Here is a 26939-nt window from a genome sequence, read left to right as displayed (position 1 = left end):
GAAGGACCATGTCTTCGCTCTACGATTACATCATCGTCGGCGCCGGCTCGGCCGGTTGCGCACTGGCCGCCCGACTCGCCTGGGAACGGCCCAAGCTGCGCATCCTGGTGCTGGAGGCCGGTGGTCCCGACAAGTCGTTCCTGCTGAAGATGCCCGCCGGCTTCGCGTCGCTGGGCGAGAAGAACCCGTTCAACTGGCACTACGAGACGACGCCGCAGAAGCATTGCAACGACCGGCGCATGTACTGGCCGCGCGGCAAGACCCTGGGCGGCTCCTCGTCGATCAACGCCATGCTCTACATCCGGGGCCATGCCTCGGACTACGACCACTGGCGCCAGCTCGGCAACGAGGGCTGGTCCTATGAGGATGTGCTTCCTTACTTCAAGAAGGCGGAGAACAACGAACGCGGCGCCGATGCCTTCCACGGCACCGGCGGGCCGCTGAACGTCGCCGACCAGGTCGACCCCTGCAAGCTGAACGAGGCCTTCCTGAAGGCGGCCGAGGAGGCCGGGCACAAGCGCACCAAGGACTTCAACGGCGCCGAACAGGATGGCGTCGGGATGTATCAGGTCACGCAGAAGAACAAGCAGCGCTGGAGCACGGCCAGCGCCTATCTCCGGCCGGCGGTCGCCAACAGCGGCGCCCATCTCGAGGTCATCACCGGCGCGCTCGTCGAGCGCATCATCTTCGACCAGAACCGCGCCATGGGCGTGCGCTACACGCTGAACGGCCGCGACGAGGTGGCCCGCGTCACGCGAGAGATCATCCTGTGCGGCGGCGCCATCAACTCGCCGCAGCTCATGATGCTGTCGGGCATCGGTCCGGCCGATCACCTGACGTCGATCGGAATCCGCCCGATCCTTGACCTGCCCGGAGTCGGCGGCAACCTGCAGGACCATGTCGACGCGGCACTGCTGCAGTTCTGCAAGACGCGCGACACCTACGACCGCGCCAACAAGCTGGCGTCGCTCTACCAGTATGTCGTGAACAAGAAGGGCCCCGGCACTTCTCCCATCGCCGAGTCCGGCGGCTTCCTGCGCACACGCCCGGGCCTGGCGGCCCCCGACATCCAGCTCCACTTCCTGCCGGTGCTGGTGATGGACCATGGCCGCACACGTCTGAACAAGGACGGCTACAGCCTGCACATCTGCACCCTGCGGCCCGAGAGCAAGGGCACGATCCGCCTGCGCAGCAAGGATCCCAAGGAACATCCGCTGATCGATCCGAACTATCTCAGCGAGCGGCAGGATCTCGATGCGCTGATCGCCGGCGTAAAGATCGGGCGGGACATCTTCGCCCAGTCCGGCCTCGATCCCTATCGTGCCGACGAACTGGCGCCGGGGGCGGCCGCGAAGACCGACGCCGAGATCGAGCAGTGGATCCGCGCGAAGTGCGAGACGATCTATCACCCGGTCGGCACCTGCAAGATGGGCCCGGCCAGCGATCCGATGGCCGTGGTCGACGACAAGCTGCTGGTGCACGGCGTCGAAGGACTGCGCGTGGTCGATGCCTCGGTGATGCCGACGCTGATCGGCGGCAACACCAACGCCCCCAGCATCATGTTGGCCGAGCGAACCGCCGCGATCATGCACGCGGCGGGAATGACGAACTGAGCCGGGTTCGGCCTCAGCCGCGCTTTTCGACGACCAGAAGCCAGGGCCGGCCCGAGACGTTCATCAGGCGGCCGCGCGAGTCGACGGGGAACAGGCTCATGGCCACGCTGTCCTTCACGTTGCCGCCGATCGCGTGGACGTAGCCACCGCGCACGTCGGTGACGATGTCGCAATGGGCGGCGGTATTGTCGATGCGGCGATGGGCGGTGCGCGGGTCGGCGAAGCGCCAGGTCGCCCCGGCCGAGCCGGAGCAGACGAGGTCACCAGGCTTGGGCGAGTACTCATTCGGCGCGTGCAGCAGGAACGGCGCGCCGCGCGAGGCGCGCTCGCGATCGTAGAGCGCCGAGAGGTAGCTGCCGTGGCGGCCGTCGCGCGGGAACTGCGAGGCGCTGTAGCCCGACTGGACCATCACCCAAGTGACGAAGGCGCCCGACCAGGGCTTGTCCGAGGTGCCGTTCCACTGAGGGCGCCCGCAGGCGCCCCAGTATTCACCCACCCGGCTCGACAGCGGCTCGCTGCGCTCGGTCATGCCGTGACGGTTGGTGTAGCCGTTGGCCTGCCCGCCATAGACGACGGTCGCCCGGCCGAATTTGGTCCATTCCTTCCAGGCCGTGTAGGCGACCTTGTCGCTGGGAGGCCGGTCGGTATCGCCTGGCGCGCCGCCGCAGCCGGCGAGCGCGAGGGCCAGAAGCAGGACGAAAAGAAGGGTTGCTGGCAACCGCGCGTCGATCCTGGAGGTGGGACGATGCAGCGGCTGCCAGCAAACACGAAAGTCGACATCGAGGGGGTCGGACTTCATGCGTAACTTACAGTTTCAAAAATAAATGACTGTTATTATTGGATATTAACCTATCACGGATCGCGCCCGATGTCATCTCCTCAGAAATTGGATGAAGTTCCTCAGAATCTGGATGAAATCCGGCGCCTGGAACTCCTCGCCTTCAAGGGCTGGCCGGCCCTCGAAAGCCGGGACATTGGCGGATGGCGGCTGCGCCTGTCTGGCGGTTATACAAAAAGAGCGCATTCAATCAATGCATTAGGGCCAGACTTCTCAACTGATATCGAAGCCCTGGAAGCGCCCTATCGTAACCGTAGGCAGGTGCCCGCCTGGCGCCTGACGCCCCTCGCCCCGCCGGAGGTGGGGCCTCTCTTGGCCGAGCGGGGCTACCAGACCATCGAGCGCAGCCTGCTGCAGGTTTGTCCGCTCCACGACCGCTTCCGGGCCGATCCGGCCGTTGCGATCTCCGCGGCAGCCAGCGCGGCCTGGATCGAGGCCTTCGCCATCCACAGTCCGGTGAAACCGGAGCATCGCGGGACCATGCAGAAGATGCTGCAGGCGATCGCCCTGCCGGTGGGATTCGCGTTCGTCCAGCGGGACGACCGGCCGATGGCCATGGCGATCGGCGCCGTCGAGGGCGATCACATGGGGTTGTTCGACGTGCTGGTGATGCCCGAGGCACGTCGCCAGGGTCTGGCACGCCGGGTCACCGAGAGCCTCTATGCCTGGGCCTGGGAACGGGGCGCGCGACACGCCTATCTGCAGGTGGTGGCGACCAATCAAGCCGCCATGGCGCTCTACGAGGCGCAGGGCTTCCGCACGGTCTACGCCTACGAGTATCGCGTACCGCCGGCTTCTTGACCCTCCCGTGTTCCCCCTCGCATAGTCGATGCAGGGAGGAACCTAAAAATGTCGAACTATCCTTGGGAGAAGAGCTATCCGCCGGGCGTGAAGTGGGAACTCGACGTCCCCCGGATGACGATCCACCAGAGCTTCGAGGAAAGCTGCGCCAAGTACGGCGACCGGCCCTTCACCGACTTCCTCGACAAGGTGATGACGTTCCGCGACTACAAGGAAGCATCCGACCGGGCCGCCGCCGGCTTCCAGAAGCTGGGCGTGAAACCGGGCGTGAACGTCGGCCTCTACCTGCCCAATACCCCCCACTACATCATCGCCTTCTTCGGCGTGCTGAAGGCGGGTGGCCGGGTGGTGAACTATTCGCCGCTCGATGCGGCGCGTGAACTCGAATTCAAGATCGGCGATTCGGAGACCGACGTGCTGGTGACGCTCGACGTCGCTGCGCTCTATCCCAAGATGGCCGCGATGCGCGGCAAGACTCGTCTCAAGAAGCTGATCGTCGGCTCGATCGCCGACTACCTGCCGTGGCCCAAGAGCTGGCTCTACCCGATCGCCAAGAAGAAGGAGCTGTCGACCTGGCCGCGCGACGACTGGCACATGTCGTTCAAGGACCTCCTGAACAACGACGGCAAGTACCTCGCCTACAAGCCGTCGAGCGACAATCTGTGGGACGAGGTGGCGCTGCTGCAATACACCGGCGGCACGACCGGGCTCCCGAAGGCCGCGATGCTGACGCATGGCTGCGTGATGGCGGCGATGAGCCAGGGCCAGGCGTGGACCGTACCCTACACGACACCGGGCACCGAGAAAGTCGTGTGCGTGCTGCCGCTGTTCCACATCTACGCGCTGTCGGGAATCATGCTGGGCGCGGTGCGCAACGGCAACCAGCTCATCCTCTACCCGCGGCCCGACATCGACATGATCGTCAACGACCTCGGGAAGAAGAAGCCGACCTTCCTGCCAGGTGTGCCGACGCTCTACACCGCGATCAACAAGCACCCCAAGGCGCAGGGCCTCGACCTCAGCTCGCTCAAGATCTGCATGTCGGGTGGCGCCCCGCTGCCCGTCGAAGTGCAGCAGAGCTTCGAGAAGCTGACCGGCGCCACGCTGATCGAGGGCTACGGCCTCACCGAGACTTCGCCGACCGGCGCGATCTGCCCGGTCGACAAGAGCGTCCGACGCGTCGGCTCGTGCGGCGTGCCGATGCCCGGGACCGTGATCGAGATCCGCGACATGGAGGACGGCGACAAGGTGCTGCCGCCCGGCAAGGAGCATGTCGGCGAAGTCTGCATCATCGGCCCGCAGGTCATGAAGGGTTACTGGAAGAAGCAGGAAGAGACCGACAAGGTCCTGTTCCGCCATCCATCGAGCAACTGGATGGGGCTGCGTACCGGCGACATGGGCTACATGGACGAGGACGGCTGGCTCTACCTGGTCGACCGTTCGAAGGACCTCATCATCTCCTCCGGCTACAACGTCTATCCGCGCATGATCGAGGAAGCGGTCTACGAGCACCCGGCGGTCGACGAGGTGATCGTGATCGGCATCCCCGATCCCTATCGCCAGGAAGCGCCCAAGGTCTTCGTCAAGCTGAAGCCCGGCGCGTCGCTCACCTTCGAGGAACTGAAGAAGCATCTCGAGGGCAAGATCGGCAAGCACGAGATGCCGGTTGCCCTGGAGATCCGCCCGGAGTTGCCCAAGACCCCGGTCGGCAAGCTCTCCAAGAAGGAACTCAAGGAAGAAGAGCGGGCCAAGGCGCAGTCGAAGGCGGCGTGATCGCTCTCTTGTTCCTCTCCCCCATGGGGGAGAGGTAAGGTGAGGGGGTGACGCGGCGCATGACCCACCTCACCTCCCCCGCGCTGACGCGCGGGGCCCCTTCCTCTCCCCCCTCTGGCGCGGGCGGAGAGGACGCGTTGCGCAGAAACTTCCTGCTCGGCGGCGCGGGCCTCGTGCTGACCGGCTGCTTCGACCGGCCGTGCCACGAGCGCAATCCGGCGCAGAAGGTGTTTCTCGACGGGCTGCAGGAAATGGCCAAGCCCGCCCTCGCCTCCAACAACCCGCTCAGGGTCGAGGAAGCCGCGCGCCAGAGCATCGCGCTGGCCGGCAAGGTCGGCGCCTTCGAGGACTGGTGCGGCACGCTGACCAGGATCGAGGGCAACGCCCAGACCGCGGCGGTGACGATCGACATCGGCCGCCAGGTTTCGCTCTACGCATTCAACGACTGGGCGCTGGCCTTCGCCGGCACCGTCACCGACTTTTTCTCCACACGATCGCGTGCCGCTCCCCCGCCGGGCCTTTCCGAGGCGGCCGTTGCGGCGCTAAAAACCCTGCGGCTTGGCGAACGCGTGACGCTCTCCGGGCGGATGGGCGAGATCGCGGGCTCCGGTGTGCTCGATCTCTCCCGCCTGTTCGGCAAGAGCGCCGCGGAGCATCGCCAGTTCCTGCAGACGCCACGCTTCGTGGCGCGCATCGAGGCCCTCCAGGCCTCGAAGAAGTAGAAAGGATTTCGAGGTGCCGTCTTTCACGTACGACTTTCCCTATTCGACCAAGAAGCTGCCGGTCTTCGCCGAGAACGTCGTCTCCACGTCCCAGCACCTCGCCTCCACGGCCGGCCTGCGCATGCTGGCCAAGGGCGGCAACGCGGTCGACGCGGCCATCGCGAGCGCGGCCGCCATCACCGTGGTCGAGCCCACGATGAACGGCATCGGCGCCGACGCCTTCTGCATCCTGTGGGATGGCAAGCAGCTCGTGGGCCTGAACGCGCACGGCCATTCGCCGGCGCTGATGACGCCCGACCAATATGCCGGCCTCGACAAGATGCCCCATGTCGGCTGGGGCAGCGTAACGACGCCGGGCGCCGTGTCGCTCTGGATGGAACTGCACAAGCGCTACGGAAAGCTGCCCTTCGCCGACCTGTTCGAACCGGCAATCAAGTACGCCCATGACGGCTTCCGCGTCTCCTACATGGTGGCGCACCAATGGCATCGCGCGATCGACCGGCTCAAGGGCCAGGAAAGCTGGGTGAAGGCGTTCCTGCCGAACGGCCGCGCGCCCCAGCCGGGCGAACTGTGGAAGTTCCCCGACCAGGCGAAGACGCTGACCAAGATCGCCGAGAGCAAGGGCGAGGCGTTCTATCGGGGCGAACTCGCCGAGGCGATGGACAAATATGCCCGCGAGACCGGCGGCGCATTGCGCAAGGAAGACCTTGCGGCGCACAAGCCTGACTGGGTCGACCCGATCGGCCTCGCCTATCGTGGCACGACGCTGCACGAAATCCCGCCGTCGGGCCAGGGCATCGCGGCCTGCATGGCGCTGGGCATCCTCGAGAACTTCGAACTGGCCGGGCTCGACTGCGACGGTCCCGAGGTCGCGCATCTCCGCATCGAGGCGATGAAGCTCGCCTTCGCCGACATCTACCGCTACGTCGCCGACCCGCGCTTCATGGAAGTGACGCCGGCGCAGATGCTGGACAAGGCCTATCTCAAGAGCCGTGCCAAGCTGATCGATCCGAAGAAGGCGAAGGACTTCGGCCCCGGCACGCCCAAGGACGGCGGCACGATCTATCTCGGCACCGCCGACGCCTCGGGCATGATGGTGTCGCTGATCCAGTCCAACTACACGGGCTTCGGCTCCGGCATCGTGGTGCCGGGCACCGGCATTGCGTTGCAGAACCGCGGCACCGGCTTCGTCACGACCAAGGGACATCCCAACGAGGTCGGGCCGAACAAGCGGCCCTTCCACACGATCATCCCGGCCTTCATCACCAAGGACGGCCGGCCGGTGGCGACCTTCGGCCTGATGGGTGGCGCGATGCAGCCGCAGGGTCACATGCAGGTCTTCTCCCGCATCGTCGACTACGGGCAGAACCCGCAGGCCGCGATCGACGCCCCGCGCTGGCGCGTGCACGAGACCGACGGCACGGTCTGGACGGAAGAGCACATGCCGCAGGGCACGCTCGACGGGCTGGAAAGCCGCGGCCATCGCCTGACGCGGACGAAGATGCCCAGCTTCGACTTCGGATCGAGCCAGATCATCTGGCGGTTCCCGGAAGGCGGCGCCTATCTCGGCGCCTCCGAGAGCCGTCGCGACGGCGCGGCGGTCGGCTTCTAGAGACCGCCCGAAAGTCTTGCCCACAACAAGCGTGCCGACATTGGCACGCTTGTTGCCTTCCGAGGGTACTGCTTGGGAGGCATTTCATGATCAATCGTCGTCGTCTGCTGGCCGGGGCCAGCCTTGCTGCCGTGGGAACCCTGGCCGCGCCGTCCATCCTGCGCGCGCAAAGCGGGCAGACGGTCAAGATGGGAGCTCTGCGCCTCGTCCATTCGATGCCGCCCCACTTCTACGAGAAGTTCGCGCCCGCCGGCCTCAAGATCGAGATCATCACCTTCGACAGCCCGACCGACTGCAAGAACGCCGTCGTCACCAAGTCGGTGGACCTCGGCACGTTCGGCATCGCCGCGGGCATCCTGGGCGCCGCTGCCGGCGAGCCCGTGGTCGTCGTGGGCGCCATGTCGAACAAGGGCATGGGCGTCATCTCCAAGGCCGGCTCCGACGTCAAGACGGTCAAGGATCTCAAGGGCAAGAAGGTCGGCATCTGGCCGGGCTCGACCCAGGAAGTCTTCATCTTCGAGCGCATGCGCATGGAGGGTCTCACGCCGAAGGACATCACCTCGGTCCGCGTACCCTTCGGCGAGATGCCCGCCATGCTGTCGCGCGGCGACATCGACGCCTATGTCGGCGCCGAACCGGGCCCGGCCCTTTCCATCACGTCCGGCGTCGGCCAGCTCGTCGAGTATCCCTATGGCACGGCCATGGGCGGCCTCAACATGATCATCGGCACCAACGAAGAGACGGTTGCGAAGAATCCGGAAATGATCCGGACCATGCTGAAGACCCACCGCCAGGCCGTCGAATTCATGTCGGCCAACAAGCCGGCCGTGGTCGACATGACGGTGCAGAAGCTCGGCGCCAACCGCGCCGCGGTCGAGCAGGTGCTCGGCGCCAACAACGTCGAGTACGTGTGGAAGCTCGACGACAAGGTACAGGGCCAGGCCAAGACCTACGCCCAGCACATGCTTGAGCTGAAGCAGATCCGCGCGCTGCCGAAGTTCGAGACCTTCCTCAATCCGAAGTTCTCGAACGAGATCGCCAGCTAGGCGACGGCAAGCGGCGGAGCGCAGCATGGCGATCGTCGAGACAGTATCGGCTCCGGCGGCGGCCGGGGCCGCCGGGCCAACACGCGCGGCAACGCGCTCGACCTGGTCACGCTTCAAGCCGATCGTGCTGGCGCTGATCGTGCCGCTGATCCTGCTGGTCTTCTGGCAGGTCGCCACGACTCAGCAATGGACCAGGCTCATCCCGACGCCCTATGCGGTCGGCGAGTACATGATCGATTTCGCGGTGGGCGGCATCTACGACGACGCCTACTCCGCGACGCTGACCACGCATCTGCTCGCCTCGATGAGCCGCGTCTATGGCGGCTTCGCGCTGGCCGCGCTGTTCGCGCTGCCGATCGGCATCCTGATCGGCCGCGTGCCGACCGCACGCATGGTGCTCGATCCCTTCCTGCAGGTGATGCGGCCGATCCCGGTCACGGCGTGGCTGCCACTGTCGATGATCCTGTTCGGCCTCGGCGCGAAGTCGGCCTTCGCCTTGGTCTGCCTGGGCGCCTTCTACCCGATCCTTCTCAACACGATCTTCGGCGTTCGCTCGGTCGACCCCAAGCTGTTCGAGGCGGCCTCGATGCTGGGCTGCCGCGGCAATGCCCAGTTCTACAAGGTGGTGCTGCCGGCGGCGACGCCGTCGATCTTCACCGGCCTGCGGCTCGGCCTCGGCCTCGCCTGGTTCGTCATCGTCGTCGGCGAGATGACTGGTGTGCCGCAGGGACTGGGTGCCGTGATCATGGATGGCCGCACCCTGTCGCGCACCGAGTTGGTGATCTGCGGCATGATCGTGATCGGTCTCGCTGGTTACATCTCCGACCGCGTCGTCGTGGCGCTCGGCAACTACCTCCTGCGCTGGAGTCCCAACCATCATGGCTGAGTCCGCCACTCCCATCGTCGAGATCAAGGGCGTGTCCAAGGTCTTCCAGCTACAGGACCAGACGATCCATGCGCTCTCGGGCGCCAACCTCTCGATCAACAAGGGCGAGTTCATCTGCCTGATCGGCGCCTCGGGCTGCGGCAAGTCCACCCTGCTGCGCATCATGGCCGGCTTCGATCAGCCCTCCTCCGGAGAGGCGCTGATGTGGGGCAAGCCGATCGCCGGACCCGATCCGTCGCGCGGCATGGTCTTCCAGGACTATGCGCTGTTCCCGTGGCTCAGCGTGCGCGCCAACATCGGCTTCGGTCCGGCGTCGCGCGGCCTCGGCGCCGCCGAGGTGAAGCAGATCGTCGACAAGTTCATCGACCTGGTTGGCCTCGCCAAATTCGCCAACGCCTATCCGCATCAACTCTCGGGCGGCATGAAGCAGCGGGTGGCGATCGCGCGCGTGCTGGCCAACGATGCCGAACTCGTGCTGATGGACGAGCCCTTCGGCGCCCTCGACGCCATGACGCGCGAGCGCCTGCAGGACGAGCTTCTCGACATCTGGGAACGCACCAAGCTCACCGTCGTGTTCGTGACGCACGCGGTCGAGGAGGCGATCCTGCTGGCCAACCGGGTGGTCGTGATGACGCCGGGCCCCGGCCGAATCGAGAGCGACAACCCGCTCGACCTCCAGCGTCCCCGCGATGTCGCGAGCCCGGAGTTCAATGCCATCCGCCGCGTGCTGAGCGCGAAGCTGCACAGCCATCACGGCAAGAAGGCGGCCTGAGCCTTCAGCGACGCCGCGGCCGCCGCAGCATCGGCACGATGGTCGGCGAGCTGCCGTGCTGGATCTCGCCCGTGATCTCGAAACCGTGGCGCTGGTAGAGCGGCACGTTTCTGGGATTCGACGATTCGAGATAGGCCGGCACGCCATCGCGATCGCAAATATCGGTGGCATGAGCGAGCAGCGCGCTGCCCAGCCCTTTGCCTTGGTGCTTCGGGTCGATGCCGATCAATGGCAGGTACCAATGCGGCTCGCGCGGGTGATGGCTCGCCATCTGCTGCATCACCTGCATGCCGTCGCTCATCGACTCCGGCGATGCCGTCGTCCGCATCAACTCGCCCAGCGCCGCCCCATCCGGCTCGACGCCCGGCGGCAGCCACAGGGCCGTTCCGGCATGGTCGCCCACGACATGGGCGCCGCCCTTCGCGAAGCCCGCGCCGCCGAACGCTTTTGCAAAGCGTGGAAAGGCGTTGAGATAGGCTTGCGGATCCGGCCAGGTCCAGCGTGTTGCCGGATCGGCGCCAAAGGCGAGCGTCAGCGTGGCGATCGCCGCTGCCTCCTCCGGTAGAGTCGCCGACCGGACAGTGTTGGTCATCGTAGCCTCGCAGGGTCGCTATCGTTCCCTTCAACATCGGGAGCAATAGCGATCCTTGCAACCCGATTCGGTCACTTCCCGCAGTAGGCCTCGATCCGATAGCCGTCGGGATCGATCACGAAGGCCGCGTAATAGGTCGGGCTGTAGTCCGAGCGGACGCCAGGCTTGCCGTTGTCCTTGCCGCCATTCCGGAGCGCGGCGGCATGGAACGCATCAACAGCCTTGCGATCCCGGGCCACGAAACAGAAATGCAGGCCCGACTCCATGTCGGCCTTCACCGGCTTTGCAGCCTTGCCGATCCACAGGCCGACCTCCTTTTCGCCATAACCCAACGAGGTCTCGCCGTCGCTCAGGCGCGCGTAGCCGAGCGGCTTGAGCGCCTCGTCGTAGAACGTCCGGGCGCGGGGAATGTCCGCAACGCCGATGGAAACATGGTCGAACATGGCAATCTCCCTCTGAATAACTATATAACTGGTTATATGGTTATTATCGGGAGGCCGCCTTGTCAACCCGACAACCGGTTAGTAAGTCCCGTCGATGAATGCCGATCTCTGTCTGGAGTTTGCGAACACGCGCTACTGGCGCGGGCAGGAAACGCCTACGGAAACGCTGAAGGAGCCGTCCGACCTGTCGGCCTGGCTCAAGGCACCGAAGCCTCCTATCCAGAAGGAATTCGAACAGGCGCTGGCTCTGCGCGAGACGATCCATCGGCTGTTCGATGCCGTGGCCCAGGGAAAGACGCCCGCAGGCCGGGATTTCGAGGAGCTGAACGCGGCCCTCGCCAACGCCCCCGCCCGCACGGCGCTCAAGCGCGAAAAGGACGGGTACGACTGGGATCTCGACCTGAGGACAGGCACGGCGCTGGCCCTGCTCGCCCCTGTCCTGTGGTCGGCCGGCGACCTGCTGGCCAGCGCGAAACTGGCCAAAGTGCGCCGCTGCGCCAACCCCGAATGCCTCTACCTGTTCCTCGACGAGAGCCGCGCCGGAAAGCGGCGCTGGTGCACCATGTCGTCGTGCGGCAATCGCGCCAAGGCCAAGAGGCACTATCACAAGAGCAAGCAGGCCTGACTTATCGAAACATTGTCATGATTCCGACGTTGTGATGCGGTCTCTCCCGCCGGTCGCAAAGAACGAGACGATGGTCGCTTCTCCTATCAGTGGATAGTTCGTGACACCTGAGGAGGTCCACCACCTCGTCGAGCGACTGAAGACCCTCGAAGCCGAGAATGCTCGCCTCAAGGCGCGAGACGGCCACGCGGCACGTCTGCGTGAAGCCGAGGAAGCGCTTGCGGAAAGCGAGGAACGCTACCGCACCTTGTTCGAATCAATCGACGAAGGGTTCTGCATCATCGAATTCTTCGACCGACCGCATGGCCCGTTGAGCAACTATTGACCGCAGACAGAGAAAGGGCCCCGTGAAGGGGCCCTTGTTAGTGTCGCACAGCGCTTTGCGCTTAACGCAAAATGCTCTGCAGCTTCATGGCGACGCCCATGTCGCCTTCGATCTTGAGCTTGCCGGTCATGAACGCGGTCATGCCGTCCAGCTTGCCGCCGATCAGGTCGGCGAAGTCGCTGAAATCCATCTTGATGGTGCAGTCCGCTGCCTTGTCGTCGTTGGTGACGTCGGGCGGGGTCTGGTTGCCGTCGATGTGAACGACACCCTGATCGGTGGCGAACTTGACGCTGTTTCCGAAGGCCGACTTGGTCGAAGAGCCTTCCTTCATTTTCGCGGTGATTTCCTGCAAGGTCATGGACGAGTTCCTCCAGTCGGCAATGGTCTGGGGGGCTTACTTGACCTTTACGTAAACGTCAAATAGGCCGGTAAACGGCCATTCATCGGAGGGAACATGACGTATCGCTCGGTCTTCAAACCGGGATTGTTTGAAGGCCAGACCATCGTCGTGACCGGCGGCGGCAGCGGCATCGGGCGCTGCACGGCGCACGAGGTCGCGGCGCTTGGGGCGCACGCCGTCATCACCGGCCGCAGGCAGGAGAAGCTCGATACGGTGAAGGCCGAGATCGAAGCGGCCGGCGGCACCTGCGAGACGCACATCTTCGACATCCGCGAGGAAGCGCAGGTCAAGGAAGCGGTCGCCGCCATCGTGGCGAGGAACGGCCGCATCCACGGCCTGTTCAACAATGCCGGCGGCCAGTTCCCCTCGCCCGCCGCCTCGCTCAGCGCCAAGGGTTTCGACGTCGTGGTGCGCAACAACCTGACGGGCGGCTTCATCGTGAGCCGCGAGGTCTTCACGCAATCGATGCAGAACCACGGCGGCTCCATCGTCAACATGACGGCCGACTATCGCAACGGCTTCCCCAACATGGTGCATACGGGCGCCGCGCGGGCCGGCATGGCCAATCTCACCATGACCCTGGCCTACGAATGGGCCGTGGCGGGCGTGCGCGTGAACTCCGTTGCGCCGGGCTGGATCGCCTCATCGGGCATGGACACCTACACCGGCGACTTCAAGGAACAGATCCCCAAGCTCAGGGGCTATTGCCCACTGGGCCGGCTGGGCACCGAGAGCGAGATCTCCGCCGCCGTCTGCTTCCTGCTGAGCGATGCCTCGGCCTACATGACCGGGACCGAACTGCGCATCGACGGCGGCGTGCCGCTGGCCAACCGCTCGGTCGACCTGCCGGCGACCGACAAGTCGAAAGCCTTCAACGGCTTCCATCTCGCCAAGACACCCAAAGTGCTGGGCGGCTGAGAACGACATGCCCATCCTCGAAAGCCAGGTCGATCGCAACAGCGACGAATTCAGGAAGAACCGCGAACGCATGCTGGCCGCCATCGCGGAGTTCCGCGATGCCGAGGCGAGCGTGCAGGCGGCGACCGAGAAGTCGCGCGAACGCTTTGCCAAGCGCAAACAGTTGATGCCGCGCGAGCGCATCGCACTGCTGCTCGATCGCGGCGCGCCTTTCCTCGAATTGATGCCGCTCGCCGGCTATCGCATGCACGACGACAAGGACGGGTCGAGCGCCGGTGGCGGCTCGGTCGCGGGCATCGGGTACGTTGAGGGCGTGCGCTGTGTCGTCTCGGCCTCGAACAGCGCCATCAAGGGCGGCACGGTTGCCCCCTCCGGACAGCGCAAGGGCCAGCGCGTCCAGCAGATCGTGATGGAGAACAAACTGCCGGTCGTGAACCTGGTCGAGTCCGGCGGCGCCAACCTCCTCTACCAGGCCGAGATCTTCGTGCCCGGCGGCCGCGGCTTCGCCAACCAGGCTCGCATGTCGGCGCGCGGCATCCCGCAGGTCACCGTCGTGCACGGCTCCTCGACGGCGGGCGGCGCCTACCTGCCCGGCCTCTCCGACTACGTCATCATGGTGCGCAACCAGGCCAAGGTGTTCCTGGCCGGGCCGCCGCTGCTGAAGGCCGCGACCGGCGAGATCGCGACCGACGAAGAGCTGGGTGGCGCGGAGATGCACGCCACCGTCTCGGGCGTCGCCGAATGGATGGCCGAGAACGATGCCGACGGCATCCGGATGGCCCGCGACGTGATCGCCAAGTGGCACTGGAACGACAAGTTGCCGTCGCGCGCGGCGCGGCCGTTCAAGGAACCGCTCTACGACGTCGAGGATCTGTGCGGCGTCGTCCCGCCGTCGCACAAGGAGCCCTACGACGTGCGCGAGGTGATCGCGCGCCTGGTCGACGGCTCGGACTTCCTCGAATTCAAGGCGCTGTTCGACCAGCAGACGATCTGTGGCTGGGCCGCCATCGAGGGCGAACCGGTGGCGCTGATCGGCAATAACGGCCCGATCACCACCAAGGGCGCCGTGAAGGCCGCCCAGTTCATCCAACTCTGCTGCCAGCAGGGCACGCCCATCGTCTACCTGCAGAACACGACGGGCTACATGGTGGGCACCGAGAGCGAGCGCGGCGGCATCGTCAAGCACGGCTCCAAGATGATCCAGGCGGTGGCCAACGCGACCGTGCCGCAGATCACCATCGTGATCGGCGGCAGCTTCGGCGCCGGCAACTACGGCATGTGCGGCCGCGCCTACGATCCGCGCTTCATCTTCGCCTGGCCCAACAGCCGCACCGCGGTGATGGGCGGCGAGCAGGCGGCCGGCGTCATGAAGACCGTGACCGAGCAGAAGTTCCTGCGCGAGGGCAAGGAGCCGCCTCACGAGCAGATCGACAAGATGTTCAAGGGCATCGTCGATCAGTTCGAGCGCGAGTCGACGGCGCTCTACGGCACCGCCCATCTGTGGGACGACGGCATCATCGACCCGCGAGATACGCGGAGAGTCCTCGCCTTCACGCTCTCGATCGCCCGTGAATCGATGGTGCGGCCGCTCAATCCCATCACCTTCGGCGTGGCGAGGATGTAAGCGATGAGCGCAGCAGCATCCGTGTCATCCCGAGCGCAGCGAGGGATCCTTACCAACGCCGCCCGACAAGGATCCCTCGCTGCGCTCGGGATGACACGGGAAGCGGATCGCATGACTGTGCGCAAGGAGTCGTCCAAATGAAATTCACCCCCGAGCATGAGGCGCTGCGCCAGACCTGGAAGACGCTGATCGATCGCGAGATCAATCCCTATGTCGACCAGTGGGAGAAGGACGGACAGTTCCCGGCTCACGAGCTGTTCAAGAAGATGGGTAATGCCGGTCTTCTAGGCGTCGACAAGCCCGTCGAGTTCGGCGGCTCCGGCCTCGACTTCTCCTACGCCATGGTCTGCGCCGAATCGCTGGGATGGGTGAACGGCGGCTCGATCCCGATGGCGACCGGCGTGCAGATCTCGATGGCGACGCCAGCCCTTGCCCGCTACGGCAGCGACGAGCTGCGTCGGGAGTTCCTCACCCCCTCGATCACCGGCGACTACGTGGCCTGCCTCGGCGTCTCCGAGACCGGTGCCGGCTCCGACGTCGCCTCGATCAAGACGACGGCGCGCCGCGTCGGCGGCGACTGGGTGATCAACGGCGGGAAGATGTGGACGACCAACGGTGCGCAGGCCGACTGGATCTGCCTGCTGGCCAGCACCGACGACGGGCCCGCGCACAAGAACAAGTCGCTGATCGTCGTGCCGATGAAGACCAGGGGCATCGAGATCGCCAAGAAGCTCGACAAGCTCGGCATGCGCGCGTCGGATACCGTGCAGACCTTCTTCGACGAGGTGAAGGTGCCGGTCCGCTACACGATCGGCCAGCCGGGCATGGGCTTCACCTACCAGATGCAGCAGTTCCAGGAGGAGCGGCTGTGGGCCGGCGCGGGTTCGCTCAACACCTGCGAGCGGATCATCAACGCGACCATCGACTACACGCGCGAGCGCAAGGTCTTCGGCAAGCCGCTGCTCGACAACCAGGTGATCCATTTCCGCCTGGCCGAGCTGAAGAGCGAGGTCGAGGCGCTGCGCTCCATCGTCTATCGCGCCTGCGAGGATTATCTCGCCGGCAAGGACGTCACCATGCTGGCCTCGATGGGCAAGCTGAAGGCCGGCCGCCTGCGTCGCGAAGTCTCCGACGCCTGCCTGCAATACTGGGGCGGCGCCGGCTACCTCTGGGACAATCCGGTGGCACGCGGCTATCGCGACGGCCGCCTCGGCTCGATCGGCGGCGGCGCCGACGAGGTCATGCTGCAGATCATCTCCAAGCTGATGGGCACGATGCCCCGCTTGGGCAATCGATGATGAACACGAAATCATGTTCCTCTCCCCCGCTAGGGGGAGAGGCTAGGTGAGGGGGTGAGTCGGTGCGTAGCCCCCTCACCCAACCTCTCCCCCTAGCGGGGGAGAAGAGTTCAAAGAGGAGTTAATCTGTGCAGTTCACACAGGAACATGACGAGATCCGCCGCACGTTGCGGGCGATCATCGACAGGGACATCAATCCGCATGTCGACCAGTGGGAGGAGGACGGCATCTTTCCCGCCCACGAGGTCTTCAAGAAGCTGGGCAATGCCGGATTGCTTGGGATCAACAAATCCACCGAGTTCGGCGGCATGGGGCTCGACTATTCCTACGCCATGGTCATGGCCGAGGAGCTGGGCCACATCCATTGCGGCTCCGTGCCGATGGCGATCGGGGTGCAGACCGACATGGCGACGCCCGCACTGGCCCGCTACGGCAGCGACGACCTGCGCAAGGAGTTCCTCGCGCCATCCATCGCCGGTGACTACGTCGCCTGCCTCGGCGTCTCGGAGGTCGGTGCCGGCTCCGACGTCGCCTCGATCAAGACCACCGCCCGCAAGGTGGGCGGCGACTGGGTGATCAACGGCGGCAAGATGTGGACCACCAACGGCACGCAGGCCGACTGGATGTGCCTGCTGGCCAGCACCGGCGACGGCCCGATCCACAAGAACAAGTCGCTTATCTGCCTGCCGATGAAGACCAAGGGCGTCGAGGTCGTGAAGCAGCTCGACAAGCTCGGCATGCGCTCTTCCGACACCGCACAGATCTTCCTCGACGAAGTGAAGGTGCCGCAGCGCTTCCTGATCGGCCAGGAAGGGCTCGGCTTCGTCTATCAGATGCAGCAGTTCCAGGAGGAGCGGCTGTGGGGTGCGATCAGTGCCGTGGTCGGCATGGAGCGGCTGATCGACCAGACGATCGAATACACGCGCGAACGCAAGGTGTTCGGCCGCCCCCTGCTCGACAACCAGGTGATCCATTTCAAGCTGGCCGAGCTGCGCACCGAGATCGAGCTGGTGCGCTCGCTCTGCTACCGCGCCTGCGAGGAATATCTCGACGGCGCCGACGTCACGATGCTGGCCTCGATGGCCAAGCTCAAGGCCGGCCGCATGGTGCGCCTCGTCACCGACGGCTGCCTGCAATACTGGGGCGGTGCCGGCTATCTCTGGGAATCGCCGACGGCCCGCGCCTTCCGCGATTCGCGCCTCGCCTCGATCGGCGGCGGCGCCGACGAGGTGATGCTGCAGATCATCTCCAAGCACATGGGCACGCTGCCCCGCTTGGAGAATCGATAGTGAAGAAAATGGTGTCATCCCGAGCGCAGCGAGGGATCCTTAGCGACGCCGATCAAGGATCCCTCGCTGCGCTCGGGATGACACGGAGTTTGAGTCATGACTGAATTCGCCGACAAGTACGAAGCCCTCATCCTCCGCCGCGAGCGGTCGCGCCTTTACGTGACGCTGAACCGGCCCGAGGTGAAGAACGCGCTGAACCCGACGCTGATCGGCGAACTCAAGTCGGTGTTCACGATCCTGCGCGACCGACGCGACATCAAGGTCGTGATCCTGCGTGGGGCCGGCGGCACCTTCTGCGCGGGCGCCGACCTCAAGAACATGGAGCAGAGCTTCACCGACAAGCCGAAGCCCGGCGAGAAGGATCCGATCGCGGTCTGGAACCGCCAGTTCGGCGCCTTCCTCGAGATGATGAACAACACGCCGCAGGTCGTGGTGGCCGCGGTGGAGGGCTATGCCATCGCGGGCGGCTTCGGCATCCTCTGCGTCTCCGACGTGGCCATCTGCACCGAGGGCGCGGGCTTCGCCATGAGCGAGACGGCCATCGGCATCGTGCCGGCCCAGATTGCGCCCTTCGTCGCCGTGCGCATCGGCGTGCCGCAGACGAGGCACCTTGCGCTCACGGCGGCGCGCTTCAAGGGCGCCGAAGCCCTGAGGCTCGGGATCGCCCACTATCTCGTTCCCGATTCAGCCGCCCTCGACGCCAAGCTCGAAGAGGTGCTGAAGCAGATCGACAAGTGCGCGCCGATCGCCAATGCGCTCACCAAGCAGGTGGTCATGAGGGTCGGCACGGAACCTCTGTCGGACGTGCTCGACTTCGCCGCCGACAAATTCGCCGAAGCGCGCCGTGGCCCGGAGGCCGGGGAAGGCCTGCGCGCCTTTGCCGAGAAGCGGCCGCCGCGCTGGGCCGTCGAGTGATGAACTTCAGCAAGGTCCTGGTCGCCAATCGCGGCGAGATCGCCTGGCGCGTGATGCGTACGGCCAGGGCAATGGGCTACCGTACCGTCGCGGTCTACTCCGACGCCGACAAGGATGCTCCGTACGTCGCCTTCGCCGACGAGGCGGTGCGCATCGGGCCACCGCCCGTCGGCGAGAGCTATCTCAGCATCGATCGCATCCTCGACGCCGCGCGCAGGAGCGGCGCCGACGCGATCCATCCCGGCTACGGCTTCCTGTCGGAGAACGAGGCTTTCGCGTCGGCCTGCGAGGCCGCGAACGTCACCTTCATCGGGCCACCGCCTGCTGCCATCGGCGCGATGGGCAACAAGGCGGCTGCCAAGCGACGCATGATCGATGCCGGCGTGCCCTGCGTGCCGGGCTATCAGGGCGCCGACCAGAGCGACGCCAACCTCGAAGCCGAGGCGCGCAAGATCGGCCTGCCCGTCATGGTGAAGGCCGCAGCCGGCGGTGGTGGACGCGGTATGCGGCTGGTCGAGCGCGACGGCGACCTCCTGGAGGCCATCCGGACGGCGCGGACCGAGGCGGAGAGCGCCTTCGGCTCGGGCGAATTGATCCTCGAAAAGGCCGTGATCGATGCGCGGCATGTCGAGATCCAGGTCTTTGCCGATGCCCACGGCAACGTCATCCATCTCGGCGAGCGCGACTGCTCGGTGCAGCGCCGCCACCAGAAGGTGATCGAGGAGGCGCCCTCGCCCGCCGTCGACCCGGGATTGCGGGCGCGCATGGGCGAGGCCGCCGTCGCGGCCGCCCGGGCTATCTTCTATCGCGGCGCCGGCACGGTCGAGTTCCTGCTGGGCGCCGACGGCGCCTTCTACTTCCTGGAGATGAACACCCGCCTGCAGGTCGAGCATCCCGTGACGGAGGCCATCACCGGTCTCGACCTCGTCGAATGGCAACTCCGCGTCGCGCGCGGCGAGAAGCTGCCGCTCACGCAGGAGCAGGTGAGTTTCAACGGACACGCGATCGAGGTCCGGCTCTACGCCGAGGATGCCTATGCCGGCTTCCTGCCGCAGACCGGCCGCATCGACGTGTGGCGGCCCGCAACCGGTCCCGGTGTGCGAATCGACCACGGCATGAAGGACGGGCTCGCCATCTCGCCCTACTACGACCCAATGATCGCCAAGGTGATCGCCCATGGCGCGACGCGCGAGGAAGCGCGGGTGCGGCTGATCCGGGCACTCGCCGAGACGGTCGTGCTGGGACCGACGACCAACCGGCACTTCCTGATTCGCCTGCTCGAGCATCCCGACTTCGCGGCCGGCGAGGCCACGACGGCGTTTCTAACAAAGCACCAGTTTCCCGCACCCGAGATCGGCGATGCCCATTGGACCGCCGCGGCCCATCTGCTGTGGCAGGCTTCGGCCGCGCAGTATCCGCCGTCGATGCGGGGCTGGCGCAACTCCAACCCCGAGCCGACGCCGATCCGGCTCGCCGCCGGCGGCACGGAGCGCCTGCTGCAGGTCCGGGAGGCCGAAACGCCCGACGTCCCCTTCCATATCGACGGAAGCGACATCGTGCTCGACCTCGAGGCCCTCACGGTGCGCTTCACCGACCGCACCTACGCCCCGCCCGAGGCCGCCGCCGCCGGCAGCGACGGCAAGTTGCGGGCACCGATGGACGGACGCATCGTCGCGATCAAGGTTATGCCGGGCGACAAGGTCTTACGCGGCCAGACACTGATCGTCCTCGAAGCCATGAAGATCCAGCACCAGCTCAAGGCCGCCCTGGATGCCCGGATCGAGGCCGTCTCCGTCCAGGAGGGCCAGCAGGTTTCCAACCGGACCGTGCTGGTGACGATGGAGCCCGCCGCCAGTTGACGCTAGGCTCCTCCCAACAAGAGAAGTCCAGGGAGGAATTGCCATGCTGCGTAGAGTTGCGCTCGCCTTGCTTGCCGTGGCTGCCGCCGGCCCGGCCTTCGGCCAGGCCTATCCCAACAAGCCGATCAACCTGATCGTGCCCTTCGCGGCCGGCGGCCCGACCGACGTGATGGCCCGCATCCTCGGCGAGCGCATGGGCAAGGAACTCGGCCAACAGATCATCATCGACAACGTCACCGGCGCGGCGGGCTCGATCGCCATGGGCAAGCTCGCCCGCTCCGCACCCGACGGCTACACGATCGGCATCGGCCATCTCGGCACCAACGTCGTGAACGGCGCAATCTACAAGAACCTGAACTACGACCTGATCAACGATCTGGCGCCGATCGCGCTCCTGCCATCCAACCCGCTGCTGGTCGTGACGTCGAACCAGGTGCCGGCCAAGGACCTGAAGGAGCTGGTCGCCTACCTCAAGGCCAATGCCGACAAGATTTCGGGCGGTACCGCGGGCCTCGGCTCCGGCTCGCATATCGGCGCGCTGGCCTTCTTCGCGGTCACCGGCACCAACTACCAGCTCGTGCCCTATCGCGGCACCGGCCCCGCCGTGCAGGACCTGATCGCCAACCAGATCCAGGTCATGATCGATCAGTCGTCGAACTCCCTGCCCCACATCCGCGCCGGCAAACTCAAGGTCTACGCCGTGACAGCCAAGCAGCGCACGGCGGCCGCGCCCGACGTCCCCACGACCGCCGAAGCCGGCTTCCCCGGCATCGAGGTCGCGATCTGGCACGGGCTTTGGGCGCCCAAGGGAACGCCGAAGGAGATCATCGACAAGATCAATGCCGCTGCCGTGAAGGCCCTGCAGGACCCGGAAATCCGCCGCAAGCTCGAGGACCTCGGGCAGGACATCCCGACGCCGGAGCAGATGAAAGCCGACGTCTTCGGTGCCTATCAGAAGGCCGAGTTCGCCAAATGGAAGCCCATCATCGACAAGGCCGGCGTGAAGGTCGACTGACGCCTGCGTGTCATCCTGAGGCGCAACCGAAGGCTCCGTCGCTTCGCTCAGGATGACACTGTTGGTGGAATAGGCGGCACTGCGTCGATGACACGGAAGGTGTCATCCTGAGTGAAGCGAAGGATCTTTCCTTTTCTCTTTACGCAAACGCCGGCGGCACAGGGCACGGCGGCAGCAGCTTCTCCAGCGCCTTCGCCACACCGAGCAGCTTCGCCTCGCCCCAGCGTTTGCCGGTGAGTTGGAGGCCGATCGGCATTCCCCCCTTCGAGAAGCCGCAGGGCAGCACGATCGAGGGCTGGCCCGTCAGGTTGGCCAGGAAATTGTAGGCGGTACCGGCGAAGAAATACGGATGGTCGACGCCGTCGATCTTGAGCGGCAGTTTCTGCGACTGACGGACGAAGGCCGCATCCGGCATCACCGGCATCAGCCAGGCGTCATAGTCGTCGAGGAAGGCTTCGCACCGGCGGGCAATCTGGTCGCGCCGGTCGAGGACGGCGAAGAACTGCGCCATGCCGAGGCGTGCCGCGCGCGCGACCGAGCGTGCCGTCGGATCGGGTGAATGGATCTTGCGGAAATGCCGTTCGCGCTCGGCGAGCGGCAGGGCATTCATGATCATGTACTGGAACAGGTCCGCCCAGTCGTCCCAGCCCTGCTGCCAGTCCAGCCCCTCGGGCTCGGCACGCCTCACCCTTGCGCCGGCCGTCGTCAGCAGCTTCGCGGTCGCCTCCACCACCGCCACCGTGTCGGCCGAGACCGGCACCAGCGGATTGCTGGTCAGGACCGCGATGCGCAGTCCCTTGGCCGTCAGTTTGGGGGTCGGTCCGAGCGGCACCGGCGCCGCCTCCGCCTCGTATCCGTCCGGCCCGGCGACGATGCGAAGCGCGAGTTCCAGATCGTCGACCGAGCGCGCCAGCGGCCCGAACGTGCCCATGTAGCGGGTGCTCCGCGTCGCTCCCGGAAGGTCCGGCACATGGCCGTGTCCCGGCACCCGCCATTCGGTGGGCTTCAGGGAAAAGATGCCGTTGTAGTGGGCCGGATTGCGCACGGAGCCGCCGATATCGCTGCCCAGCTCCAGCGGCGACAGGCGCGCCGCCACGGCGACACCGCCGCCGCCGGTCGAGCCACCGGCCGTCCGGCGCTCGTCCCAGGCATTCTTCGTCGTGCCGAAAATCGGGCTGTCGGTCTGAAAGTCTGCGCAGAGTTCGGGCACATTGGTCTTGCCGAGGATCACCGCGCCGGCGGCCCGCAGCCGCGCCACGAGGGTCGCGTCCTGCCGGGCAACATTGGCCTCGAGCGGCGGATGACTGGACGTCGTCCTCAGACCCGCTACATCGAACGCTTCCTTGATTGTGATCGGAACACCGTGCAGTGGCCCGAGCGGCTTCTTCGCGCTGGTTTTCCGCGCCTCGAGCGCGCGGTCGGCGGCCCTTGCCGCTTTCATCGCGCCATCGCGATCGACCACGACCAGCGCGTTGAGCGACCCGTTCTCACGTGCGATCCGTTCGAGATGCGCCTTCGTCGCCTCCACCGAACTCAGCCGGCCGTTTCGTATGGCGCGTGCAAGCCGCGTCGCCGTTTCAAAGCACGGATTCATGCATGCCTCCCCTGAGTTTCGCGAGACTAGCCGCCCCTCCCTCGCCCCGGCTATAGAGCCCGAGGATTTCTTGGGGACGCCATGAGCTTGGGTAGCAAAACCCTGTTCGTGACCGGCGCGAGCCGCGGCATCGGACTGGCCATCGCACTGCGCGCGGCGCGCGACGGCGCCAACATCGCCATCGCCGCGAAGACGGTGAAGCCCGATCCGCGCCTGCCGGGCACGATCTTCACCGCGGCGGAGGAGATCGAGAAGGCCGGCGGCAAGGCGCTGCCCCTCGCCTGCGACATCCGTGACGAGCAGAGCGTCGACAAGGCCGTAGCCGAGACCGTCGCGAAGTTCGGCGGCATCGACATCCTGGTGAACAATGCCAGCGCCATCAGCCTGACCGGCACGCTGGCCACGCCGATGAAGCGCTACGACCTGATGCACCAGATCAACGCGCGCGGCACTTTCATGGTCTCGCAGAAGTGCATCCCGCATCTGCTGAAGGCGGCCAACCCGCATGTCCTGAACCTCTCGCCGCCACTCGACTTCGATGTGAAGTGGTTCGCGAACCACCCGGCCTACACGCTCGCCAAGTACGGCATGTCGGTCTTCGCCTGGTCGATGGCCGCCGAGTTCAAGGACAAGGGTATCGCCTTCAACTGCCTGTGGCCGCGCACCGCGATCGCCACCTCGGCCATCCAGAACATCCTGGGCGGCGACGAGGGCATGAAGCAGTGCCGCAAGCCCGAGATCATGGCCGATGCCGCCCATGCGATCTTTACCCGCCCGTCGCGCGCCTGCACCGGCAACTTCTTCATCGACGACGAGGTGCTGGCGGCCGAGGGCGTCACCGACTTCGACAAGTATGCCGTCTCGCCCGGCACGAAGCTGATGCCCGACTTCTTCGTGCCCGCCCCCGGCGCGCGCACCGTCGTCGGAAAGGCCTGACCGTGGCGACGTTCCTGCTGATCCATGGCGCCTGCACAGGCGGGTGGTGCTGGGAAAAGGTGGTGCCGCTGCTCGAGACGGCCGGCCACAAGGTCTGCGCGCCCGACCTGCCGGGCCTGGGCAACGACCAGACGCCGCCGGCCAACGTGACGCTGGCCGACAATGTGGAGAAACTCGCCCGTCTCCTCGACAAGATGGAGGACCAGGTCATCCTGGTCGGCCATTCGTTGGGCGGCATTACGATCAGCCAGCTCGCCGAGGCCCGGCGTCGCAAGCTGAAGGCGCTGGTCTATGTTTGCGCCCTGCTGCCGACCTCGGGCAAGAGCGGCAGGGACATGACCGCGCTCGAACCCGACGCGCTGTTCCGCCTTTCGCGCCAGGTCAGCCCCGACGGCAAGACCTACACCTTCGCGCGCGACAAGCTGCCGAGCCTTTTCTACGCCGACGTCTCGCCCGAGGACCGTTACAAGGCGATGGAGCGGCTGAGGCCGCAGCCGCTGGCCATCTCGACCACGCCGGTGACCCTGACCGAGGAACGCTTCGGCTCGGTGCCGCGCTGGTACATCGAATGCACCCACGACAACGCCATCCGCATCGCCCTGCAGCGCGCGATGGTGAAGGCGACGCCCTGCAAGGTGCTGAGGCTGGAAAGCGGCCACTCGCCGTTCTTCAGCAATCCGGAAGAGCTGGTGGAGCACCTGGAGACGATTGCGGCGGCGCGTTCAGACGCGCCGGCGGGCGGCAGCGCCTTCTGAGGCGCGAGAGCCCGCACGGTTCCAATTGCGCACCTAATCAAAGAACGCGAAGGCCCGCGCCTCGATGCTTTGACGCGGCTTCGGATTCGCCGGCGTCGTCGGATCGTCGAATGCGGAATGCAGCGAGAAGCGCGCCCTTCCGTCCTTCGCCGAGTCGTAGCATTTGATGAGGATTGCCTCGTCGCGCGTCATCTTCGGGAAATAGAACCAGCGGTGATCGGCGTTGTGGACGCCCTGGTAGATCTCGCCGGTCCGATCGGCGTAGACGATATCGCAGATGGCGAGATCGCGCGGCGCAAGGCTTTCGGAATCGACGAGGCCCAGCGGCGTCATCTCGACGGGCTCGTGCGCGATGCTGCGCCAGACATTGTACTCGGCGAAGCGCTTCCCGAGGCGTTGCTCCGCCTCCTCGGGCGGCAGCAGGTCACGCACGCGCTGCGGCCCCGACCTTTCGGTGTAGTCGCAATGGACGCTGCGCACCGGCGTCCGCAGGCCGCGCTCGACGGCGCGATCGGCCGTGCGCACCGTGTGATCGAACACCACGACCTTCGACGCGCCGGTCTCGCGCTTGATCAAGGCCTCGACCTCGGCGTGATACTTCGCGCGAACCTCGTCTTCGTTATAGAAGTCGCGCACTTCGGTGTCGTGGTGGGTCAGGATGAAGGCCTGCCGGTCCAGCGACAGGTCGTGTGCGATCGGGCGGGCATCGTGGATACGCATCGTGAAGTCGCGATAGTTGCCCTCGCGTCGCGGCAGGCCGGTGCCGTGCGGCGGGTTATAGGTCACGGGCTTGATGCTGAGATCGGCCAGATACTGGATGGGCGCCTCGACCCAGTGGGCCAACGGCGGCCTCGTAGCGGCAGATTCGACGGTTCGGATATCGACCATGGTTTCACCCGTGACTTGAAGCGTTAGCCCCCTTTAGATCGTGTGGCTTTAGCCGCTTGGCACCCCGCAGGCTCACGAGAAGAATTCATGGGGTCATGTCGCTTCAGGCTGCGAGTTCCAGAATTTCCATGACCTGCTCCGGTCCCCTGATGGGCCGCGGATTGTTGAGGACGGCGCGATCGTGCATCGATTTCTCCGCGATCTCGCGGAAGCGGTCCTTGCCGACACCGACTTCGGAGAGGCGCCCCGGCAGGCCGAGCGACTTCACCAGCCTCTCGACCAGGTCGCCGGCCGCGGCCTCGGGCTGGCCGAACGCCTCGCCCACCCGCTTCTGGCGCTCCTCGTTGGCCGGTAGGTTCCAGCGCAATACCGACGGCAGCATCACGCAGGACGTATGGCCATGGGGCACGTGGCAGGCGGCGCCCAGCACGTGGCCGATACCGTGGCTTGCGCCGACGCCGACTCCGGAGGTGCCGGCGCCGATCGACAGCCACATGCCGAACTGGAGGTCGAGCCGCGTGGCCATGTCGTCGGGATTGGCCTTGTGCGCCGGCAGGGCGCGGGCCAGCAGCTTCAGGGCCTCGGTTGCGGTGCCGAGCACGAAGGGATGGGCCTGCTGCGAACACAGACGCTCGACCGCGTGGTCAACCGCCTTGAGCCCGGTCGACAGCATGAGGTCCATCGGCGTCGCCAGGGTGGCGGCGGGATCGAGGACGATGACCCGTGGCACGATCAGCCGGTGGCCGAAGCTCTCCTTGATGCCCTTGCGCGGATCGGAGATGCCGGCAAAGGCATTGAACTCGGCGGCCGACAGCGTAGTCGGTACGGCAATCATGCGGATCGCATCGGCCGGCGGCCTGATCGCCTCCGACGGCGGCGCGGCACCTTCCTTCGGTTTACCGGCGCGATAGGCATCCAGGTCGTCGACCGTCTTCACGTTCTGCCAGAGCGCGATCAGGATCGTCTTGGTGGCATCGATCACAGAACCGCCACCGACCGCCACGATCAGATCGGCACCGGCCTTGCGTGCCATCTCAGCACCCTCGACGACGCAAGGCCGCGGCGAGTGCGCGGTAATGCCAGCGTAGGTACCGGCGTGCAGCTCGCCGAGATCGTCGATCACCGACGCCAGCAGCGCGCTCTGCGCCACCGACTTCGAGGTGGTGATGAACACCTTCTTCGCGCCCAGCCGCTCGGCCTCGGCGCGCAGCGCAATGCCCGCTGGCCTGCCATAGACGACGCGCTCGACGTCCTGATGTCCGTGGATGCCGTTCAGCATGGTTTTGCCCCCTCAATCCTCATCCTGAGGAGGCGCGGCAGCGCCGTCTCTAAGGATGGGTAACGACAAGATTGTTGCCCACCCTTCGAGACGCGGCCGCTGGCCGCTCCTCAGGGCGAGG

25 protein-coding genes and 1 pseudogene are annotated in these 26939 nt (G+C 65.9%); 19 read left to right on the top strand and 7 right to left on the bottom strand.

Features of this window, described 5'->3' with window-relative positions; all coding sequences use genetic code 11:
- The first annotated feature begins 8 nt into the window (after positions 1–8).
- Positions 9–1613 carry a GMC family oxidoreductase gene (locus KQ910_RS15405; RefSeq protein WP_216961964.1) on the top strand — a complete coding sequence of 535 codons (1605 nt, stop codon included), beginning with the start codon at positions 9–11 and terminating at the stop codon, positions 1611–1613.
- Between the two features lie 13 nt (positions 1614–1626).
- Here the strand turns inward: KQ910_RS15405 and KQ910_RS15400 are convergent, their stop codons facing one another.
- On the bottom strand, positions 1627–2412 hold the full coding sequence (locus tag KQ910_RS15400) for a DUF2272 domain-containing protein (protein WP_216961961.1): 786 nt from the start codon (positions 2410–2412) through the stop codon (positions 1627–1629).
- Positions 2413–2481: 69 nt separating this feature from the next.
- On the opposite strand from KQ910_RS15400, the gene KQ910_RS27355 reads away from it, so the two are divergent.
- The 7 genes from KQ910_RS27355 to KQ910_RS15365 all read left to right on the top strand — a co-directional run bounded on the left by KQ910_RS27355 (position 2482) and on the right by KQ910_RS15365 (position 10063).
- Complete coding sequence (locus KQ910_RS27355; RefSeq protein WP_439653322.1) at positions 2482–3252, top strand: GNAT family N-acetyltransferase; 771 nt, start codon at positions 2482–2484, stop codon at positions 3250–3252.
- 48 nt (positions 3253–3300) lie between these two features.
- On the top strand, positions 3301–5025 hold the full coding sequence (locus tag KQ910_RS15390) for a long-chain-fatty-acid--CoA ligase (RefSeq protein WP_216961955.1): 1725 nt from the start codon (positions 3301–3303) through the stop codon (positions 5023–5025).
- A 137-nt stretch (positions 5026–5162) separates the two neighbouring features.
- Positions 5163–5747, top strand: coding sequence for a hypothetical protein (locus tag KQ910_RS15385; RefSeq protein ID WP_216961952.1), 585 nt, complete (start codon positions 5163–5165; stop codon positions 5745–5747).
- Between the two features lie 13 nt (positions 5748–5760).
- Positions 5761–7359 (top strand): gamma-glutamyltransferase, encoded by a 1599-nt coding sequence (gene ggt / locus KQ910_RS15380; protein WP_216961949.1) that lies wholly within the window; start codon positions 5761–5763, stop codon positions 7357–7359.
- Positions 7360–7445: 86 nt separating this feature from the next.
- Positions 7446–8405 carry an ABC transporter substrate-binding protein gene (locus KQ910_RS15375; RefSeq protein WP_216961944.1) on the top strand — a complete coding sequence of 320 codons (960 nt, stop codon included), beginning with the start codon at positions 7446–7448 and terminating at the stop codon, positions 8403–8405.
- 25 nt (positions 8406–8430) lie between these two features.
- A complete protein-coding gene (locus KQ910_RS15370) occupies positions 8431–9291 on the top strand; it encodes an ABC transporter permease (RefSeq protein WP_216961941.1) in 861 nt (286 codons plus the stop codon).
- Positions 9284–10063, top strand: a complete 780-nt coding sequence (locus KQ910_RS15365; RefSeq protein ID WP_216961939.1) for an ABC transporter ATP-binding protein — start codon at positions 9284–9286, stop codon at positions 10061–10063. Before KQ910_RS15370 ends, KQ910_RS15365 begins: the two co-directional genes overlap by 8 nt.
- A gap of 4 nt (positions 10064–10067) precedes the next feature.
- Here the strand turns inward: KQ910_RS15365 and KQ910_RS15360 are convergent, their stop codons facing one another.
- Together KQ910_RS15360 and KQ910_RS15355 are read right to left on the bottom strand one after the other, a co-directional pair.
- Positions 10068–10655, bottom strand: a complete 588-nt coding sequence (locus KQ910_RS15360; protein ID WP_216961936.1) for a GNAT family N-acetyltransferase — start codon at positions 10653–10655, stop codon at positions 10068–10070.
- Between the two features lie 71 nt (positions 10656–10726).
- Positions 10727–11098 carry a VOC family protein gene (locus tag KQ910_RS15355; protein WP_216961934.1) on the bottom strand — a complete coding sequence of 124 codons (372 nt, stop codon included), beginning with the start codon at positions 11096–11098 and terminating at the stop codon, positions 10727–10729.
- A 94-nt stretch (positions 11099–11192) separates the two neighbouring features.
- On the opposite strand from KQ910_RS15355, the gene KQ910_RS15350 reads away from it, so the two are divergent.
- Both KQ910_RS15350 and KQ910_RS15345 read left to right on the top strand, forming a co-directional pair.
- On the top strand, positions 11193–11723 hold the full coding sequence (locus KQ910_RS15350) for a CGNR zinc finger domain-containing protein (RefSeq protein WP_216961931.1): 531 nt from the start codon (positions 11193–11195) through the stop codon (positions 11721–11723).
- 100 nt (positions 11724–11823) lie between these two features.
- Positions 11824–12045 (top strand): annotated as a pseudogene (locus KQ910_RS15345) (hybrid sensor histidine kinase/response regulator); the annotation flags it as partial.
- A 64-nt stretch (positions 12046–12109) separates the two neighbouring features.
- On the opposite strand, the gene KQ910_RS15340 reads toward KQ910_RS15345, so the two are convergent.
- On the bottom strand, positions 12110–12406 hold the full coding sequence (locus tag KQ910_RS15340; protein ID WP_068196233.1) for an SCP2 sterol-binding domain-containing protein: 297 nt from the start codon (positions 12404–12406) through the stop codon (positions 12110–12112).
- Positions 12407–12502: 96 nt separating this feature from the next.
- Here KQ910_RS15340 and KQ910_RS15335 point away from each other — a divergent pair, with 96 nt between their 5' ends.
- From KQ910_RS15335 to KQ910_RS15305, 7 genes are all read left to right on the top strand, one after another.
- Entirely contained in the window at positions 12503–13366 is an 864-nt protein-coding gene (locus KQ910_RS15335; RefSeq protein WP_216961921.1) for an SDR family oxidoreductase, read from the top strand.
- A gap of 7 nt (positions 13367–13373) precedes the next feature.
- Entirely contained in the window at positions 13374–14990 is a 1617-nt protein-coding gene (locus KQ910_RS15330) for an acyl-CoA carboxylase subunit beta (protein WP_216961919.1), read from the top strand.
- A gap of 137 nt (positions 14991–15127) precedes the next feature.
- Complete coding sequence (locus KQ910_RS15325; RefSeq protein WP_216961917.1) at positions 15128–16288, top strand: acyl-CoA dehydrogenase family protein; 1161 nt, start codon at positions 15128–15130, stop codon at positions 16286–16288.
- 128 nt (positions 16289–16416) lie between these two features.
- A complete protein-coding gene (locus tag KQ910_RS15320; protein WP_216961915.1) occupies positions 16417–17577 on the top strand; it encodes an acyl-CoA dehydrogenase family protein in 1161 nt (386 codons plus the stop codon).
- A gap of 96 nt (positions 17578–17673) precedes the next feature.
- Complete coding sequence (locus KQ910_RS15315) at positions 17674–18492, top strand: enoyl-CoA hydratase/isomerase family protein (RefSeq protein WP_216961913.1); 819 nt, start codon at positions 17674–17676, stop codon at positions 18490–18492.
- Positions 18492–20351 carry an acetyl/propionyl/methylcrotonyl-CoA carboxylase subunit alpha gene (locus KQ910_RS15310; RefSeq protein WP_229600413.1) on the top strand — a complete coding sequence of 620 codons (1860 nt, stop codon included), beginning with the start codon at positions 18492–18494 and terminating at the stop codon, positions 20349–20351. The genes KQ910_RS15315 and KQ910_RS15310 overlap by 1 nt, the downstream gene beginning before the upstream one ends.
- Positions 20352–20394: 43 nt before the next feature.
- Positions 20395–21366 carry a Bug family tripartite tricarboxylate transporter substrate binding protein gene (locus tag KQ910_RS15305; protein ID WP_216961909.1) on the top strand — a complete coding sequence of 324 codons (972 nt, stop codon included), beginning with the start codon at positions 20395–20397 and terminating at the stop codon, positions 21364–21366.
- A 139-nt stretch (positions 21367–21505) separates the two neighbouring features.
- Here the strand turns inward: KQ910_RS15305 and KQ910_RS15300 are convergent, their stop codons facing one another.
- Positions 21506–22960 (bottom strand): amidase, encoded by a 1455-nt coding sequence (locus KQ910_RS15300; RefSeq protein WP_216961906.1) that lies wholly within the window; start codon positions 22958–22960, stop codon positions 21506–21508.
- An 81-nt stretch (positions 22961–23041) separates the two neighbouring features.
- On the opposite strand from KQ910_RS15300, the gene KQ910_RS15295 reads away from it, so the two are divergent.
- Positions 23042–23896, top strand: a complete 855-nt coding sequence (locus tag KQ910_RS15295; RefSeq protein ID WP_216961903.1) for an SDR family oxidoreductase — start codon at positions 23042–23044, stop codon at positions 23894–23896.
- A gap of 2 nt (positions 23897–23898) precedes the next feature.
- The gene (locus KQ910_RS15290; RefSeq protein ID WP_216961900.1) at positions 23899–24651 is read left to right on the top strand and encodes an alpha/beta fold hydrolase; all 753 of its coding nucleotides are present in this window, start codon (positions 23899–23901) and stop codon (positions 24649–24651) included.
- A 33-nt stretch (positions 24652–24684) separates the two neighbouring features.
- Here KQ910_RS15290 and KQ910_RS15285 read toward each other — a convergent pair whose 3' ends face one another.
- Both KQ910_RS15285 and KQ910_RS15280 read right to left on the bottom strand, forming a co-directional pair.
- Positions 24685–25494, bottom strand: coding sequence for a CmcJ/NvfI family oxidoreductase (locus KQ910_RS15285; RefSeq protein WP_216961897.1), 810 nt, complete (start codon positions 25492–25494; stop codon positions 24685–24687).
- Between the two features lie 148 nt (positions 25495–25642).
- Positions 25643–26818, bottom strand: a complete 1176-nt coding sequence (locus KQ910_RS15280; RefSeq protein WP_216961893.1) for an iron-containing alcohol dehydrogenase — start codon at positions 26816–26818, stop codon at positions 25643–25645.
- Positions 26819–26939 lie beyond the last annotated feature (121 nt).

The sequence above is a fragment of the Reyranella humidisoli genome (genome assembly GCF_019039055.1).
GTDB lineage: Bacteria > Pseudomonadota > Alphaproteobacteria > Reyranellales > Reyranellaceae > Reyranella > Reyranella humidisoli.
This window is presented reverse-complemented; position numbering and strand designations above follow the sequence as displayed.